Origin of the sequence: Mucilaginibacter myungsuensis (assembly GCF_015222005.1) — a bacterium.
In the GTDB taxonomy this organism is placed as follows: Bacteria; Bacteroidota; Bacteroidia; order Sphingobacteriales; family Sphingobacteriaceae; genus Mucilaginibacter; species Mucilaginibacter myungsuensis.
Map to the genome: position 1 here is coordinate 27,789 of NZ_JADFFL010000013.1, position 16,473 is coordinate 44,261.

Here is a 16,473-nt window from a genome sequence, read left to right on the forward strand (position 1 = left end):
AATTCTCGATCTTACTCTTTGTTACATCTACTGCTAACCATGTATCAACATTTTCGTCAACTTGACCGCCGTAAGCCATAACAAGTGCATGTGTAAATGCTCTCCCTTATTCAAATGAGGAAGAAAACTATTAAAACCGAACTGATTTCTGATAACAATAGACCTATCAACGCTAACAATATCGTTAAGCCTTGATGGGAAGCCGTCATTTTTTAAAGCCCTGTAGTGCAATGCTTCACCATCCTCTGTCCCGATATGTATTCGCCAATCCTTATCGTATATCTCTACGGCATCTAATGACTCTACACATGCGGTATCGTAGACTATTTCCTGATTCCTTTTGGGAGTGAACCTACAATATAGCTCAATTGGGTCAACCGCATCTGTAAGCTTTTGAATACGCCAAAGCCACCCAGTTGACATAGTTACATACTGACTCTGAGGACGATCACACGGTGGCTGAAAACTGATCAACTCGACTTCATAGTTGGGCATAACCATGATCGTGGAAAAACCGTTTTCGTACTTAACCTGTTCTGAGATCTCACAGCTTGACGGATTCCCATTGAGTCCGCATTTCACTTCGCCCAATGGTGTTACCACCCTACTGATGCTTATAGGAGCATTTTTAACTCTAAACGCCATAAGTAAATATACCTGCCATCTTCGAACTTCGCAAAGCATTTAACCTTAAACAAACCCATCCCCCATCCGTTCGTATCTTTACACAATGGCCAAAAGCAAAACAATAGCGATTAAAGAATACGTACGCGATAAACGCTCGCCGGTACCTAAAAGCGCGACCACTTCTAAGGTGATGAGCGCCATTAAGGCCAAGAACACCGACCCTGAGGTTAAGCTACGCAAACTGCTTTGGACCAAAGGCCTGCGTGGTTATCGACTGAACTGGAAAAAAGCTCCCGGTCGGCCGGATATCGCTTTCCCGGGGCGTGAGGTGGCCGTATTTGTTCATGGTTGTTTTTGGCACCGATGCCCTATCTGCGCCCATCCGCTGCCTAAACATAATACCGAATTTTGGGCTGATAAATTTGGCCGTAACGTGGCGCGTGATAAAGCTAAAGCGGATCAGCTTACCGACCTTGGTTGGCAGGTGATCACTGTGTGGGAATGCGAGTTAAAAAAAGACGCCGAGGCTGCCGCGGATAACATTGTGGCAAAGGTGAATGCCCGGCAGGCGCTGACGTAGCCGTATGCGTAATTTATTTTGATAAATACTTTGTCGCTTTTATTTCTACCTTGCATCCGCAATGAACGATTACCTTACCGCATTTGGCAATTGGCTTGAAAGCCTGGGCGAGGATCACGGGGTGAACCCCTGGATATTGGGTCCGCTATATTTCACCAGCAAAGTGATCTTTGTGACCTGCCTGGCCTGGACGGTTAAGAACCTGCGTAAAAAGAAACCCGTCACCAAGTCGCTAATGTGTGCCGGGGCTGGGTTCAGCATCCCTTATTTATATATTATCATTTTCGGCCACGATATTTCTATCTGGGTATATGTGTTCATTGTCTGCTTTATCCTTTTCGGGGTATTTAACGCCTGGAGACAATTAAGTAAGGCTTCGCGTCAACCTGATGTGCAGTAGCGCAAATTAAACTTCGTATTTTAGTAAGTTCAGATAAGGATCGCCGTCGATATCAAGTAATTGGCAAAAGGCAGGCTCGGTCTTTATGCCTGATGCTTTTAGGGCGATCACCTGCTGCTTAAACTTTTCGCCGAACTTTTGTAATATCTCGTATTCCTTCACCATGTGCAGGTAGCCCATCTGCAGATCGGAGGGTACGTCCTGCCCGAATAGTTCGAACTCCTGCCCTGCTATTTTGAAACTTGCGACTATTGCCGGACCAGCTAAGGCAGCTACCCTATTGATCTTAAACTCATCCTCCTTCCCAAACGCATCCGTCATCTGCTGCGCCAACTGTTCAAGATCATTGGCTTGACTGAGGATGTCGATATCACTTGTTGCTACTTGAATATCTAAAGGAAAAGTGCCGACCACAATTGGGTCATACTGTTTTAAGGACTCCAAGATATCCGTCTGCACCAGCAATTTATAGATGCGTTGCTGCTCTGCCGAGCCTTGAGATAGATAAGTGATGTCCTTAAAATTCATGGAACATCGTCTACTTGATTATCCTCACCGGCTTTTTATTTTCATCGATAGCCACAAAAGTAAAACTGCCGTGGATGGCTAACTCGCGGCCTTCGGCGTGCATTTGTTCTATATAGATCTCTACATCTACTTTCAGGCTGGTGTTGCCTACGTGGCCTACACGGGCTACCAATTCGATGATCGTGCCGGCGGGGATGGACTTTTTAAAGTCGATCTTATCGCTGCTAACGGTCACCATACGTTGGCGACTGAATCTGGTAGCGGCTATAAAAGCGGTCTCATCCATCCAATGCATGGCGGTACCGCCGTAAAGCGTATCGTAGTGGTTGGTGGTATTAGGGAACACGGTCTTAAAAATGCGTGTCTCGGAGCGGGCAATTCTTTCTTCTAAGGTCATGTATGTGTATAAAGATCAGGGCGGCATTTACCGCCCCGATCTGGTTTATTATGCTTCTTGCTTAACGGTCTCGCGCATCTCGTTGGCGGCAGCAACCATTTCTATCAGCGCGGCTTTGGTCTCGTCCCAGCCGCGGGTCTTCAGGCCGCAATCGGGGTTTACCCATAGCTGGCTTTCAGGGATCACGGCTGCTGCTTTTTTAAGCAGGTGGCCCATCTCGGCACGGTTAGGCACTCGCGGTGAGTGGATATCGTACACACCCGGCCCTATCTCGTTAGGGTATTTAAAGTCGGCAAATACATCCAGCAGTTCCATTTGCGAGCGTGATGTTTCTATGGTGATCACATCGGCATCCATATCGGCAATATTGCTAATGATATCGTTAAATTCCGAGTAGCACATATGCGTATGTATTTGCGTATCGTCCTGCACACCGCTGGCCGATATGCGGAAGGCTTTTACCGCCCAGTACAGGTAATTTTCGCGGTCGGCTTTGCGTAATGGCAAACCTTCGCGAATAGCAGGCTCATCTATCTGGATAATTTTAATACCGGCGGTTTCCAGGTCCACCACCTCATCGCGAATGGCCAGTGCGATCTGCGTACAAGTTGCCGACCGTGGCTGATCATTCCGCACGAACGACCATTGCAATATCGTCACCGGGCCTGTCAGCATACCCTTCATCCATTTTTGGGTGAGCGAAGCCGCATAGGCCGACCATTTTACCGTCATGGCCACCGGGCGCGAAACATCGCCATAAATTACCGGCGGTTTCACACAACGGCTGCCGTAGCTTTGTACCCAACCATTCTGCGTAAAGGTAAAACCATCCAGCTGTTCGCCAAAATATTCTACCATATCGTTACGTTCAAATTCACCATGCACCAAAACGTCCAGACCGATCTCTTCCTGCCATTTTACAGCTTTGGCGGTCTCGTCGGCTATCAGTCGGTCGTATTGCTCATCAGTTAACGAACCTTTTTTGTACGATGCCCTCCAACTCCGCACCTCAGCCGTTTGCGGGAACGAGCCGATAGTAGTAGTGGCGAACAACGGTAACTGCAACAGATCCTGCTGAACGATCTTTCGCGTGGCAAAGCTGTTAGCTCGTTGCGAATCAGCGTCTGTGATACCCGCCACACGTTCTTTCACCTGCGGGTTATGGATCAGCGTAGAACTGCGGCGTTCGGCCTGTGCTTTTTTGTTAGCCTCTAATTGTTGCAAAGCCGAATTGGAGGGCTGCCCCGATGCGAGCTTTTTAAGCGTAACCACCTCATCTACTTTTTGGCGGGCGAAGGACAGCCATTGTTTGATCTCGGACGTCAGCACATCCTCTTTCTTTTCATTATCCAGATCGCAGGGAGAGTGGATCAGCGAGCACGATGGTGCGATCCAAACTCTATCAGCTCCGATAGCGGTTATTGCTTTATTGATGAACTGCAGGGATGCTTCAAGATCGTTCTTCCAGATATTGCGACCGTCGAGCACACCCAAAGACAGAATAGTATCCTTTGATAATTGCGCGATCACTTCATCCAACTGTTGCGGCCCGCGGACCAGATCGATATGCAGGGCATTGACTGGTAATGATGTCGCCAACGCGGTATTATCGCCAAGTGCCTCGAAATACGTCGCCAGCAAGACCTTTAAATAAGGGAACTCCGCACGGATAGCTTTATAGGCCTCGCGGAAAGCTTGTTTTTCTTTTTCGGTCAGATCCATGGCCAGGAATGGCTCGTCGAACTGGATCCACTCGGCACCTAAATTTTTTAATTTGGTGATGACCTCCATGTAGACCGGCAACAGGTTCCTCAAAAGGTCTATCTTGCTAAACCCGGCTTCTTTCTCTTTACCCAGCAACAGGTACGATACCGGACCGATCAGCACAGGTTTGGTGATAATGCCTAATTGTTTGGCATCATAAAACTCATCGATCACCTTTGTAGAGAACAGCTTAAATTGCTGATCCTTATAAAACTCGGGTACAATGTAGTGATAGTTGGTATCGAACCATTTGGTCATCTCCATCGCCGTTACATCCAGCCCATCTTTTTGATAGCCGCGGGCCATGGCAAAGTACAAATCCAGTTCTTCGCCGCCGTTTTTGGTGATCACCTCATTATAACGTTTGGGAATAGCGCCAAACAGCAGGGAATGGTCCAGCACCTGATCATAATACGAAAAATCGTTGCTCGGGATCAGGTCTATCCCGGCATCCTTTTGCAGTTGCCAGTTGTGGTGGCGGATGGCTTTACCGGCGGTCATCACGTTTTTCAGTCCGCTTTTGCCTGCCCAATAGGCTTCGCAGGCTTTTTTTAGTTCGCGTTGGTTACCAATGCGCGGGTAACCCAGGTTTTGCGTTAACATGTCTTTTAAAAAATTAAATAAATAATTCGGTTAAAAGCGCTTAGCTCAGCTTCGCAATGCGATCGTGCGGACGGGATAAAAGAAAGGCAGGCGCAAGCAGGCACAGGCCACCCCGTAAAAGATCACCTATGTTTTTTTAGAATGCGCATCAGACCTGACCTTTGCCCCATACCGCGAGAGCATTGTCAATTCGGTACAGGCAGGTCTCCTGACTTGTAACATTTTTGCCGCCCTTCCCATCCGTTGTTAAGCGGACAGTGGGCATCTAATGGGCAAAAACTTGGTTGTGTTACTTACAGTTGCGCGACAGTCCGTGATTTGCACACGGTTCCCTATTAATTCACGTTAAGTAAAACCTATACCGGTTGATGAAGAAAAGTAAAGAACTTATTTCGGGGACGAAGGTAGGGAATAGGATCGAGAAATGTAGATCAAAAAGCCTTGTGGCGCATCCTGACCAACATTTGCCATTCATCTCCCCTACTTATCCAGATAGATCTTACGGCCCTGAAAGTCGAAATAGACTGTGGTGTACCTCGAAAAAATGTAGTTGCCCACAAAGCTCAAACTGGTATTGCTGTTGCCTTTGCCTGTAGAACGCATCAATCTTATCTTTGGCGTATCTATCAATAGATCACCAATTTTAACCGAACGCATGGATGCTGAATAATAGGTAACTTTTTCAGTTGTTAAAGATCGGCCTTTCACTTCCATTGCTGTTGCCTTAAGTGCTTTTATCAGATCATTTTTTTCGGCCATGATGCTACCGATCCCGATCTGTTTTGGCCCATAGCCCAAGTCTAAATAGGCTTGTCCTTTCACCTTCAGTTCAGTGCCCTTATCAAATTCCAGATCCAATAAATAGCGGTTAAATCCGGTGCGGGTGATCGGTATCTGAGGCATTTTGACCGGCGCTTTAAATGTTGCCGGGCTGTGAAAAACGATAAACCTTTGTTTGTAATTTATTTCCATCACATATTTAGCCATCAGATCTAAACCTGCTAATCCGTCTGCATGTTTTATGGTCGTTCCTTTCAGATCAATGATCGCAGGGCGCAAAGTAGTATTAATGTTACCGACCTTGATCGCTGCCAATTTAGACCTTAACAAACCAAGTGACCTGGCGTATTTAACCCGTTCTGCCGGATCCGGATCTTTCAGGTTGCCGGTGATCTGGCCGTGCCGCTTAGCGAAGGTGGAATCGATATATAGCCCATCTGCCCCGGTATCAAAGATCAGTTTCACTTTTATCGAATCAAAAACCATCGCTTCAACCACAATATGGTTGCCTACCATATCGAAACGCACCGTATCAGTTGGAACCGTCTTACCAAGGTTGATCATTGTGAACAGAGACGGCGATGGTTTGAACGAACAAATGCACAAAACGATAAGGGGAAGTAAAATATATGCTCTCATATTTCGACTAAAGATATAGTTAATTTATTAAAAAAACTACTTATTTAGTTTTAAACCTTTAACGTTCGCCCCTCCCCCATATAACGATCAAGTTACTTTCATTTCCTCCTTAAATATTTATCTTGGCTTCTTATAACTATTAACTGTATTATGAAATTAAGGTTGATGACTGCGGGCGCGGCTTGTGCGCTTGTTTTGGGTTTAACTAACGCGCACGCGCAAACAAAAAAGTATGGCGAGGGTGTGGATCAGGCTATGCAGGCCGCCAGTGGCGACGACATGAAAGCCGCTATTACTTACCTGGCCGATGATAAATTGCTTGGTCGCGCGCCGGGTTCGCCGGGTTTTCAAATGGCGGCCGACTTTGTGATCGATAAGCTAAAAAGTTACGGTGTACAACCCGCAGGCGAAAACGGCGGCTGGACACAGGCCGTTCGCTTACGCCGCACCTTTGCAGGTAAAGCAGGTTCGGCATCGCTGATCGTTAACGGGAAGGCCGACAGCCTTAAATACAATACCGATATTTTTATTTATCCGGATCCTGTCCATAAGGATGTAAGCTCGTCGGGCGAATTAGCTTTCGTTGGCTATGGCATCACCGATAAACAAATGGGCCGCGATGATTACGCCGGCATGAACGTTAAAGGCAAGATCGTGGTCATCGTTCGTGGTGCGCCTACAAGCTTCCCGTCATCTAATGCGTCGCACAATATGGACTTCAATACTATCCAAAAGAATGCCGCTGCTCACGGCGCTATTGGCGTTATCCTTGCTACCGGCGATTCTACGGCCCGTGGAACGTTGGCTAACCCGGGCCGTCGCGGTACCTATAGTATTATGGATGACAAAGGCCAACCGGTAGTATCACGTACTTACTTTGGCGGTGTGCAAATGCTGGCCGCGGTGGGTTATAAAACGCTACGGACGTTGGCTTCGGCAGCGGGCAAGGATGCAAGTCAGTTGCTGCCGTCGTTAAAAGAAGGTAAGATCGTGTCGTTCCCCACCACATCAAAGATCAGCGCCGCTGCCGATTTCAATTATGTGGACGTGGCCGGTTTTAACATCGTTGGTAAAATAGAAGGATCGGACAAGAAATTGAAGAATGAATACGTGGTTCACAGTGCTCACCTGGATCACCTTGGTGTTGGCACCCCGGTTCAGGGCGACTCGATCTATAATGGCGCGCACGACAACGCTTCGGGCGTGTCGAGTTTATTGCAGATCGCCAAGGTTTATCATAATCTGAAAGTGAAACCGAAGCGTTCGATCATCATCGTAGCCGTTACCGGCGAGGAATTGGGCACGCTGGGTTCGGGTTATTTTGCAAGTCACCCTACTATTCCGGTCAAGTCGATGGTGGCTGATGTGAATACGGATATGCCCACTATTATTGCGCCATTGTTGTCAGTTACCGCTTTGGGTGCCGAGCATTCATCGCTTGCAAAAGTGGTCGACGAAGCATCTGCTTATATGGGCCTGACCGTGGAGGCTGATCCCGAACCGGAGCAGAACCGTTTTGTGCGGAGCGATCAGTATAGCTTTGTGGTTCAGGGTATTCCGGCTTTGCACATTAAATATGGCGCGCGTACCCCGGATGGCAAAAACAACCTGAACGACCTGGTAAAAGTTTGGCGCGAGAAATATTATCACAAACCACAGGACGATATTAACGGTATGTTCGACTTTGATGCCGGCCGCAAATATGCCCAGCTTAACTTCCTCATCGGTTACATTATTGCCAACACTACCGAGCGCCCAACATGGAATAAAGGCGATATTTTTGAAAAAAATTAGGTCTACGTGCAAAAAACAGCATATATTGGTGGTACCAATTTATAGTACCACCAATAAAACCTAAATGTACCCGGAGCAGGAGCGATTTTTATTAGCGACAGATTGTATAATTTTTGGTTTCGACGGCAGCACCATTAAACTGCTATTGATACAACGCGGCATGGAACCCATGAAGAACCATTGGAGTTTAATGGGCGGCTTTGTGAAACGCACCGAAACCACCGATGATGCCGCCAACCGCATCCTGCAACAATTGACCGGTCTGCAGAATGTTTACCTTGAGCAGTTGCACGTTTTCGGCAAGCCTGATCGTGACCCTGTAGAGCGGACACTATCAGTCGCCTATTTCGCACTTATCGATATTAATAAATACGCCAAGCAGATCACTACCGATCACAACGCCGAATGGTTCGGCCTGAACGAATTACCCGAGCTGATCTTTGACCATACCGAAATGGTGAAGATGGCTAAAAAGCAATTGCGCTATAAAGCGGCCCTTCACCCTATTCTGTTTCAGTTATTGCCTGAGAAATTTACCATTCCGCAATTGCAGGTATTATATCAGGGTATCTATCAATCTAAGTTAGATGACAGGAATTTTAGCCGTAAGGTATTATCAACCAACCTGCTGATCAAATTGCCTGAGAAAGAAAAATTATCATCAAAAAAAGGGGCATTCTACTATAAGCTTAACCAAAGCAACTACCTGGAAAACTTTGAGGCATTCCTGAATTTTATCCCTAATCCGGACAGGTTCTTCAAAGACTGACCGGCACCAAATAAAGCAACCGTTGCAAAGCCCGCTGTTTCATTATAAAAAACTATTTTTGCTTTAGATATGCTTGAAGGTAAAAAGATAGTTTTAGGGGTGAGCGGCAGCATAGCGGCCTATAAATCGGCTTTGCTGGTGCGTTTATTAGTTAAGGCTGGTGCCGAAGTGCAGGTTGTTATGACCGACGACGCGACCGCTTTCATTACCCCGTTGACACTTTCTACCCTATCTAAAAGACCGGTATTTGTGGAGTACTACAAACCCGAGACGGGCGAATGGAATAACCACGTTGACCTTGCCCTGTGGGCCGATATGATGATCATCGCTCCAGCCAGTGCCAATACCATTGCCAAAATGGCTAATGGACTGTGCGACAACCTGCTGATGGCGGTTTACCTATCAGCCAAGTGCCCGGTATATTTTGCGCCGGCTATGGACCTGGATATGTGGAAGCACCACGCCACACAAGAGAACGTTATTCGCCTGAAACAATTCGGTATCGGCATAATCCAACCCGGCACAGGCGAGTTGGCCAGCGGCTTGCACGGCGAAGGCCGTATGGCCGAGCCGGAAGAGATAGCCGAATTTATATCGACCGAAATAAAAAAAAAACTCCCGCTAAAGGGTGAAAAGATATTAGTGACCGCCGGGCCTACTTACGAGGCTATTGATCCGGTGCGTTTCATCGGCAATCATTCGTCGGGGAAAATGGGGTTCGCAATCGCGGATCGGTTTGCGGAACTGGGGGCAAATGTCACCTTGATATCGGGACCATCGGCTCAGAAAAGTAAATTTAAGATTGAACGGATCGATGTGACCTCGGCAGCTGAGATGCTTGAAGCTTGTCAGCTGCATTTTGCTGATGCCAAAGCTTGCGTGATGAGCGCTGCCGTGGCAGATTATACCCCCGAGATAGTCGCCGACAAAAAAATAAAAAAGCAGGAAGACCGTTTTAATATCGACCTAAAAAAAACGGTGGATATTTTGAAGACCTTAGGTTCGGTAAAACACGACGGCCAGATATTGGTTGGCTTTGCTTTGGAGACCCACAACGAGGAGCAAAACGCCATTGGCAAACTGCAAAGCAAGAACCTCGACCTGATCATCCTGAACTCGTTGAACGATGCCGGCGCGGGTTTCCAGACGGATACTAATAAGATCACTATGATCGACCGGGAATTAATGAGCACCGTTTTTGAATTAAAGAACAAAGACGAGGTGGCGATAGATATTTGCAAAAAGGTTATTGAATTGATGAACGCATGAAAAAACTGTCGCTTTACCTGATCCTATTTTGCTGCTCGGTAGCCGTCCGTGCGCAGGACCTGAACGCCCGCGTACAGATACTCACGCCCAAAATACAGACCACCAATAAACGCATATTCCAAACTTTGGAGACCGCTATGCGCGAGTTCCTGAACGGGCGTAAATGGGCGCAAGACCCGATCAAACTCGAAGAGCGTATCACGTGCAACTTTATCCTGAACGTTACGGCCTGGGATGGTAATAGCAACTTCAGCGGCGAGTTGCAGGTGCAATCGCAACGGCCTATCTACAATTCGTCGTACACCACTACCCTACTCAGTACCAACGATAAGGATTTTGATTTTACTTATACCGAAGGGCAGACCATTGATTATACCGACCAAAATTTCCAGAACAACCTGAGCGCGGTGATGGCTTATTATGCTTACATCATCGTCGGGCTGGATTACGATTCGTTCTCTAAATTCGGTGGTAGCCCCTACTTTACGCAAGCGCTGAATATTGTTACCAACGCGCAGTCGGCCTCGTTTAAAGGCTGGAAAGCTTTCGATAGCAATACCAACCGTTATTGGTTGGCCGAGAACCTGAACAACAAGATCTACACCAATTTACGCGCCTTTATTTACGACTATCACCGCACGGGCTTGGATGCCATGGCCGAAAATTCGGCACAAGGCCGGAAGGTGATATCGGGCATATTACCGTCGCTGGTGGGGTTGGACAGGCAACGCATCGGGGCGATGTGGCCTACCCTATTTTTCTCGGCTAAGAGTGATGAGCTGGTCAACATTTTTAACTTTGCCGAGGTGGCAGATAAAGGCCAGGCGTTAAACATCCTTACCATTGCCGATCCGGCCAATGGGTTGAAATATCAAAAGTTAAGTTATTGATCAGATCTTTTTGGCTGCCTCCCTGTATAATGCGGTCATCATATCGCGGCGGTCGTATCCCATGCTTACTAACACGCCCTGCTTATTGATCACAAAATGAGCAGGATAACCGGTAATGTGCAGATCATCCTGTAAATAAGATGTGGTGACAGGCACTACGGCGTACTTAAAATCTTTGGTCTTCATAAACTTTTTAAGCGCGGCGCGGCTGTCAAAGGCCATACTTACAAATACAATGTCCTTACGGTCTTTAAACTCTTCGGTCAGTTTGTTTAGCTCGGGCATTTCGGCTACGCAGGGTACGCAAGAGATGAACCAGGCTTTCAGCACCAATATTTTGCCCTTGGTGTTTTGCTGGGTATATGTTTTCCCGGCCAGATCCACATATTTAAATGCCGGGAACTTTTTATTCATCAGCTGATCCTTGCCATAACAGGTACGCCCGATCTGCTTCACCATCGACTTTACATCCTCACCTGCCTTACCCCGCATGTCGTACAACTGGTACTCGTTCAGGGCCTTATTGGTCGATACCTTTAACGGCAGGTAATTGCCTGTAGATACCGCCTTTAATAACGCACTTTTAGTGATGGGCTTGCCTTTTACATCGTAGGCCAACACGTCCCCATCAAACCGTAGGCTGCTTTGATAATATCGCAACACGGCATTTACATCCTTAATGATATCTTTTGGCGGTGAGATCACCTTTAAGGTGGTTTGAGCTAAGGCCGGCGATACTAAGATCGTGTTAGCTATCAGAAGCAATAAAATGGCAAAACGTTTCATAATGGTTGGTCGAGAAACAAATATGATCAAATACCGCCAATAAACTAACATGTTAGTTTATTTTATTATCTCAAATTATCTGCAAAAACCCTGTAACACAATGCCTGTTCAAGGCATCTATTATAAAAAAGTAAAAAATAATTTGGATATACGAAAATCATCGTACATATTTGTACGACAAACTTCGTAGAACTGAGAAACGTGATGAATATTAAAGCGACCGATAGTGAACTGGAAATTTTAAGTGTGCTTTGGAAAAGGGGCGCGTGTACAGTTAGGGATGTGCACGAGGAGCTGGCAAAAACTAAAGATGCCGGCTACACCACTACGCTAAAGCTAATGCAGATCATGAACGACAAAGGCCTTGTTGAGCGTGACGCAACTTCAAAGACCCACGTTTACAAGGCACTGGCCAGCCAGGAACAGGCCCAGCAGTCGGCACTTGATAAGATCATATCGACAGTTTTTGAAGGCTCTACCGCTGGTCTGGTGATACAGGCATTAGGTCAGCACCGGGCATCAAGCGACGAGATAGATGCTATTAAGAAGTATCTGCAGCAGTTTGAGGAATAGTGATCGGTGATCAGTTAACCGGTGAGCGGTTGATCAGTTAGATTTTAAGTATAGTAAGTTAGGTTGGAAAGTGGCGAGGGCGTATTTAGTTTGATAGGGCAATATAAATAATATAGCAATGCAAGATCTGTTATACAACATCAGTCAGGTTTTAGGGATAACCATCATCCACAGTTTGTGGCAGGGGTTAATCGTCTTTATCGCATTACGTTTGTTTATGCTGGCTTTTCCGGCGGCATCAGCGGCCACTAAGTATAAGGTTAGCTACGGCGCGCTGACCGCTACGTTAATATGGTTTGTTATCACCTTGTTTAAAGAGTGCGGCAAGTACGAGTGGCTATCTACCACCAAATTGCAGGTATCGCCATTGGACCTACCCGTTATAATGGCCCAGGTTAAGGCCCCGGCTAACCGCCTTTACTTTACCATATCTGCTTACATGCCCTATCTAACTGCTGTTTATGTTGTGGGACTGGTATTCAACTCCCTAAAGTTGGGGCTGGCCTGGAACAGCATTTACCGCATCCGTCAAAACATCAGCGACTCCGGTTACGAGCACATTGTTAACTACCTGGCCAAGCAACTCAACATCAGTAAAAAGGTTAAAGTTGTTTTTAGCGAGTGGGTTGATGTGCCTTGTGTTACCGGCTTTATTAAACCGATGATCTTGTTGCCTGTGTCGATCACCTGTAAACTATCGACCGACGAGATCGAGGCTATCCTGCTCCACGAGTTGGCCCACGTTAAACGCAACGATTACTTGTTGAATTTTATTCAGCAAGTGATGGGTATCCTGCTGTTCTTTAACCCTTTTGCTTCCCTAATAGGCAAACGGATAAACGAGGAGCGCGAACACTGTGCCGACGATGTGGTGATCAGCAGCACCGGCTCCCCTTTGAGCTATGCCCAGGCTTTGCTGAAGTTAGAGGAATCTAACCAGCAGCAACAATGGCAACTGGCCCTTGCCGCGTCTACCAAAAAATACAAGTTGTTAAACCGTATTGAACGCATCATGAAAACCAAAACACAAACCGTAAATATACGCCCTGTACTCATAACCGTACTGGCGCTCACCACCGCTATCACCAGCATTGCCTGGCTGAACCCCGAGATCAAAAATGGTAAAGTGGTCATTAAAAATGCCCCGGCCATTAAAAAAGTAGTAAGGGTACTTACCGCACCCGAACCTGCTTTAGATACCGTACAGTCGGTACAAAAACGTAAAAAGAGCATCAACATTAGCTACCAGGACGGCAACTACAAGCAGTCTGATTTCCGCGACACCATCATCAATAACAAAAAATACAAGATCGTTATCGAGGACGAGAACGGTAACAAAAGGGAATACAATTCGGTGAGCGAACTGCCCGAGAAAGACCGTAAGGAATTTATAGGCAAGCCTGCCAATCTGATGTTCAAGATGGATTCTATCTCATCTATGAAGCTGGACAACTATTTCCCAAGCGAAGTTTGGGAAAAGCAAGCTGCCTTGTCTAAAAAAATGGGTGAAGAAATGGCTGCCAAGATGAACACGCCTGAATTTAGGAAGCTGCAAAAAGAATTGGCGACCAAGTCTTTAGCCATGGCTAAACAATTCAGTTCGCCTGCATTTCAAAAACAACAGAAGGCACTGGTAGAGCAGTCGCTTAAAATGGCCAAAGAGTTCAGCAGCCCTGAGTTCCTTGCTAAAATAACCGATCTGCAAAAGCACCATGACAGCCCCGAATTTAAAGCAAAAGTTGAGGAGATGGCCAAGTATTACGAAGGCGACGAATTTAAAGCCAAGGTTAAAGAAATGACCAAGTATTACGAAAGCCCGGCTTTTAAAAAGAGCATCAAGGATATCGAAAAATACTACGATAGCCCCGAATTCAAGAAAAAGATGGAGGCCTTTGGTAAACAGTTCGATAGTCCCGAATTCCAAAAGAAGATGGAAGAATTTGGCAAAAAAATGGGCAAGCAGTTCGAGGATATGGATATCAAATTCAATTATGATAACCAAACCGATACCGTTATACGCCAAAAGGTTGATCGCGATAGCAAAGGCTACCTAAAACGTACCCGTAGTGTAGACACTGTGCAACGCAATAATATCAACAGAAATGTGAAAGGCTACGTTAAACACGAGATAGATGCCGCCCGCTCAAGAGCGGAGGTAGATACCGTGATCAGGAAGAAGCCATAACTGATCTTTAGATACCGTATTTAAAGCCCGGCAATGATCATTGCCGGGCTTTGTTGTTTATTGGCAAAGCATTGCTAACAATTTTATCACATCCCCTCTCCTATCCCATTCCATTATTTGTAATTTAGTCGCTGAAAAACAAACAAGGGATAATTTTATGCTGCAACAGCTTAATATCACTAATTACGCTTTGATTGATAACCTGCAGATCAGTTTTGATGCAGGCTTGAATATACTGACCGGCGAGACCGGCGCGGGTAAGTCCATTATTTTGGGTGCGCTATCGCTGATCCTTGGTCAGCGGGCAGAGAGCCGTTACTTTTTTGATCAGCGAAAGAAATGCGTGATCGAGGGTACCTTTAAGATAGACGGCTTCCATCTGAAGAACTTTTTTGAGGATAACGACCTCGACTACGAAACCGAGACGGTATTGCGCAGAGAGATCAGTGCCGATGGTCGCTCACGTGCCTTTATTAATGACACTCCGGTCAATCTGAATACGTTGAAAGCCATAGGCGAAAAGCTGATCGAGATACACTCGCAGCATGCTACCTTAGAGATCAGTAACCCGCAATTTCAGTTATTGGTTGTCGACGCTGCCGCGGGCCATCAGGAGGAGTTGTCAGCTTATCAGACCAAGTTCCGCGCCTTTAAAAAGCTGAATACTCAATTAAAACAACTGACCGAGGATAACGAAAAAGCCAAAGCTGATCTGGATTATTTCCAGTTCCAGTTTGATGAGCTGGAAAAAGCCGCGCTTGCCGCAGACGAGCAGGAATCGTTAGAGAAGGAACTCTACGCCTTGAACAATGCGGACGAAATCAAGCGAAACCTCTCAGGCGCCTATTACCTGATGAACGAGAGCGACACGGCCGCGTTGTTCCAACTGCGTGAGGCCGGTCACCAATTATCGGTTACCGAGAAATATAATCCGTCGATCGAAGAACTGTCGCAACGCCTGCATAGCACTATCATCGAGTTAAAAGATATCGCGACCGAGATAGAAGCCATAGAGCAGCAAACACAGACCGACCCGGCCCGCGCCGAGGAAGTGAATACCCGCTTAAGCCTGATCTATAACCTGCAAAAGAAACACCGCGTAAGCACCAATGTAGAATTGTTAGCGATACAAAACGACCTGTCGGACAAGATACAACAAGCCGTCTTCGGCGATGAGGCCGTAGAAAAACTGCAAAAACAAATAGCAGCCGAACAAGCAGAACTACAAACTATAGCCGAGCAATTATCTGCCAACCGCACCAAAGCCATCCCGGCTATCGAGACACAAGTTTTGGCGACGCTTGCCGAAATGGGTATGGGCAACTCAAACCTAAAGATAGAACTGACGCAACCAGCAGGCTTAGGAGATAACGGTATCGATTTCGTTAAATTCCTATTCACAGCTAATAAAGGTCACGGACTTGCTGAAATGAGCAAGGTAGCATCAGGCGGTGAGTTATCCCGTTTGATGCTGAGCATCAAATCTTTGATAGCGCGTTACACCGCCCTGCCGACGATCATCTTCGACGAGATAGACACAGGCGTATCCGGCGAGGTAGCGCACAAAGTCGGGCAGATCATGGAGCAATTAGCGCAAAACCTGCAAGTGATCACCATCACCCACTTACCACAAATGGCAAGCAAAGGCAAAAGTCACTACTTTGTTTACAAAGACAACGCCGAAGACATTACCCGCACCCGTATGCGCCGCCTGACGGATGCCGAACGTGTTACCGAGATAGCCAAGATGTTGAGTGGTGATAAACCTGGGGAAAGTGCGTTGCAGAATGCGAGGGAGTTGTTGGGTCAGTGATCGGTGAATTTTGTCTGAACCATAATTTACGGAATTTAAGAATAAGCAGAATTCCGAACAATTAATCGATTCGACA

General features: G+C 46.6%; 14 protein-coding genes and 1 riboswitch. Of the genes, 9 read left to right on the forward strand and 5 right to left on the reverse strand.

Features of this window, described 5'->3' with window-relative positions:
- Positions 1–730 precede the first annotated feature (730 nt).
- Together IRJ16_RS21910 and IRJ16_RS21915 are read left to right on the forward strand one after the other, a co-directional pair.
- Complete coding sequence (locus IRJ16_RS21910) at positions 731–1,207, forward strand: very short patch repair endonuclease (protein ID WP_194113974.1); 477 nt, start codon at positions 731–733, stop codon at positions 1,205–1,207.
- Positions 1,208–1,268: 61 nt separating this feature from the next.
- Positions 1,269–1,607 carry a hypothetical protein gene (locus tag IRJ16_RS21915; protein ID WP_194113976.1) on the forward strand — a complete coding sequence of 113 codons (339 nt, stop codon included), beginning with the start codon at positions 1,269–1,271 and terminating at the stop codon, positions 1,605–1,607.
- 6 nt (positions 1,608–1,613) lie between these two features.
- Here the strand turns inward: IRJ16_RS21915 and IRJ16_RS21920 are convergent, their stop codons facing one another.
- The 4 genes from IRJ16_RS21920 to IRJ16_RS21935 form a co-directional block, all read right to left on the reverse strand.
- The gene (locus IRJ16_RS21920; protein WP_194113978.1) at positions 1,614–2,135 is read right to left on the reverse strand and encodes a DUF4269 domain-containing protein; all 522 of its coding nucleotides are present in this window, start codon (positions 2,133–2,135) and stop codon (positions 1,614–1,616) included.
- Between the two features lie 10 nt (positions 2,136–2,145).
- A complete protein-coding gene (locus tag IRJ16_RS21925) occupies positions 2,146–2,532 on the reverse strand; it encodes an acyl-CoA thioesterase (protein ID WP_194113980.1) in 387 nt (128 codons plus the stop codon).
- A gap of 48 nt (positions 2,533–2,580) precedes the next feature.
- Entirely contained in the window at positions 2,581–4,899 is a 2,319-nt protein-coding gene (gene metE / locus IRJ16_RS21930) for a 5-methyltetrahydropteroyltriglutamate--homocysteine S-methyltransferase (RefSeq protein WP_194113982.1), read from the reverse strand.
- 181 nt (positions 4,900–5,080) lie between these two features.
- A riboswitch (cobalamin riboswitch) is annotated at positions 5,081–5,274 on the reverse strand.
- A gap of 105 nt (positions 5,275–5,379) precedes the next feature.
- A complete protein-coding gene (locus tag IRJ16_RS21935) occupies positions 5,380–6,243 on the reverse strand; it encodes a pepsin/retropepsin-like aspartic protease family protein (RefSeq protein WP_194113983.1) in 864 nt (287 codons plus the stop codon).
- A gap of 225 nt (positions 6,244–6,468) precedes the next feature.
- On the opposite strand from IRJ16_RS21935, the gene IRJ16_RS21940 reads away from it, so the two are divergent.
- The 4 genes from IRJ16_RS21940 to porD all read left to right on the forward strand — a co-directional run bounded on the left by IRJ16_RS21940 (position 6,469) and on the right by porD (position 11,040).
- A complete protein-coding gene (locus IRJ16_RS21940; RefSeq protein WP_194113984.1) occupies positions 6,469–8,112 on the forward strand; it encodes a M28 family peptidase in 1,644 nt (547 codons plus the stop codon).
- A gap of 64 nt (positions 8,113–8,176) precedes the next feature.
- Positions 8,177–8,881, forward strand: coding sequence for an NUDIX hydrolase (locus IRJ16_RS21945; protein WP_194113985.1), 705 nt, complete (start codon positions 8,177–8,179; stop codon positions 8,879–8,881).
- A gap of 69 nt (positions 8,882–8,950) precedes the next feature.
- Positions 8,951–10,150, forward strand: coding sequence for a bifunctional phosphopantothenoylcysteine decarboxylase/phosphopantothenate--cysteine ligase CoaBC (gene coaBC / locus IRJ16_RS21950; RefSeq protein ID WP_194113986.1), 1,200 nt, complete (start codon positions 8,951–8,953; stop codon positions 10,148–10,150).
- Positions 10,147–11,040, forward strand: coding sequence for a type IX secretion system protein PorD (porD, locus tag IRJ16_RS21955; RefSeq protein WP_194113987.1), 894 nt, complete (start codon positions 10,147–10,149; stop codon positions 11,038–11,040). Before coaBC ends, porD begins: the two co-directional genes overlap by 4 nt.
- On the opposite strand, the gene IRJ16_RS21960 is transcribed toward porD, so the two are convergent.
- Entirely contained in the window at positions 11,041–11,826 is a 786-nt protein-coding gene (locus IRJ16_RS21960) for a TlpA family protein disulfide reductase (RefSeq protein ID WP_194113988.1), read from the reverse strand.
- Between the two features lie 204 nt (positions 11,827–12,030).
- Here IRJ16_RS21960 and IRJ16_RS21965 point away from each other — a divergent pair, with 204 nt between their 5' ends.
- The 3 genes from IRJ16_RS21965 (at position 12,031) to recN (ending at position 16,397) form a co-directional block, all read left to right on the forward strand.
- A complete protein-coding gene (locus IRJ16_RS21965) occupies positions 12,031–12,399 on the forward strand; it encodes a BlaI/MecI/CopY family transcriptional regulator (RefSeq protein ID WP_194113989.1) in 369 nt (122 codons plus the stop codon).
- 118 nt (positions 12,400–12,517) lie between these two features.
- Complete coding sequence (locus IRJ16_RS21970; protein WP_194113990.1) at positions 12,518–14,584, forward strand: M56 family metallopeptidase; 2,067 nt, start codon at positions 12,518–12,520, stop codon at positions 14,582–14,584.
- A 157-nt stretch (positions 14,585–14,741) separates the two neighbouring features.
- Positions 14,742–16,397, forward strand: coding sequence for a DNA repair protein RecN (gene recN, locus IRJ16_RS21975; protein ID WP_194113991.1), 1,656 nt, complete (start codon positions 14,742–14,744; stop codon positions 16,395–16,397).
- Positions 16,398–16,473: the final 76 nt, after the last annotated feature.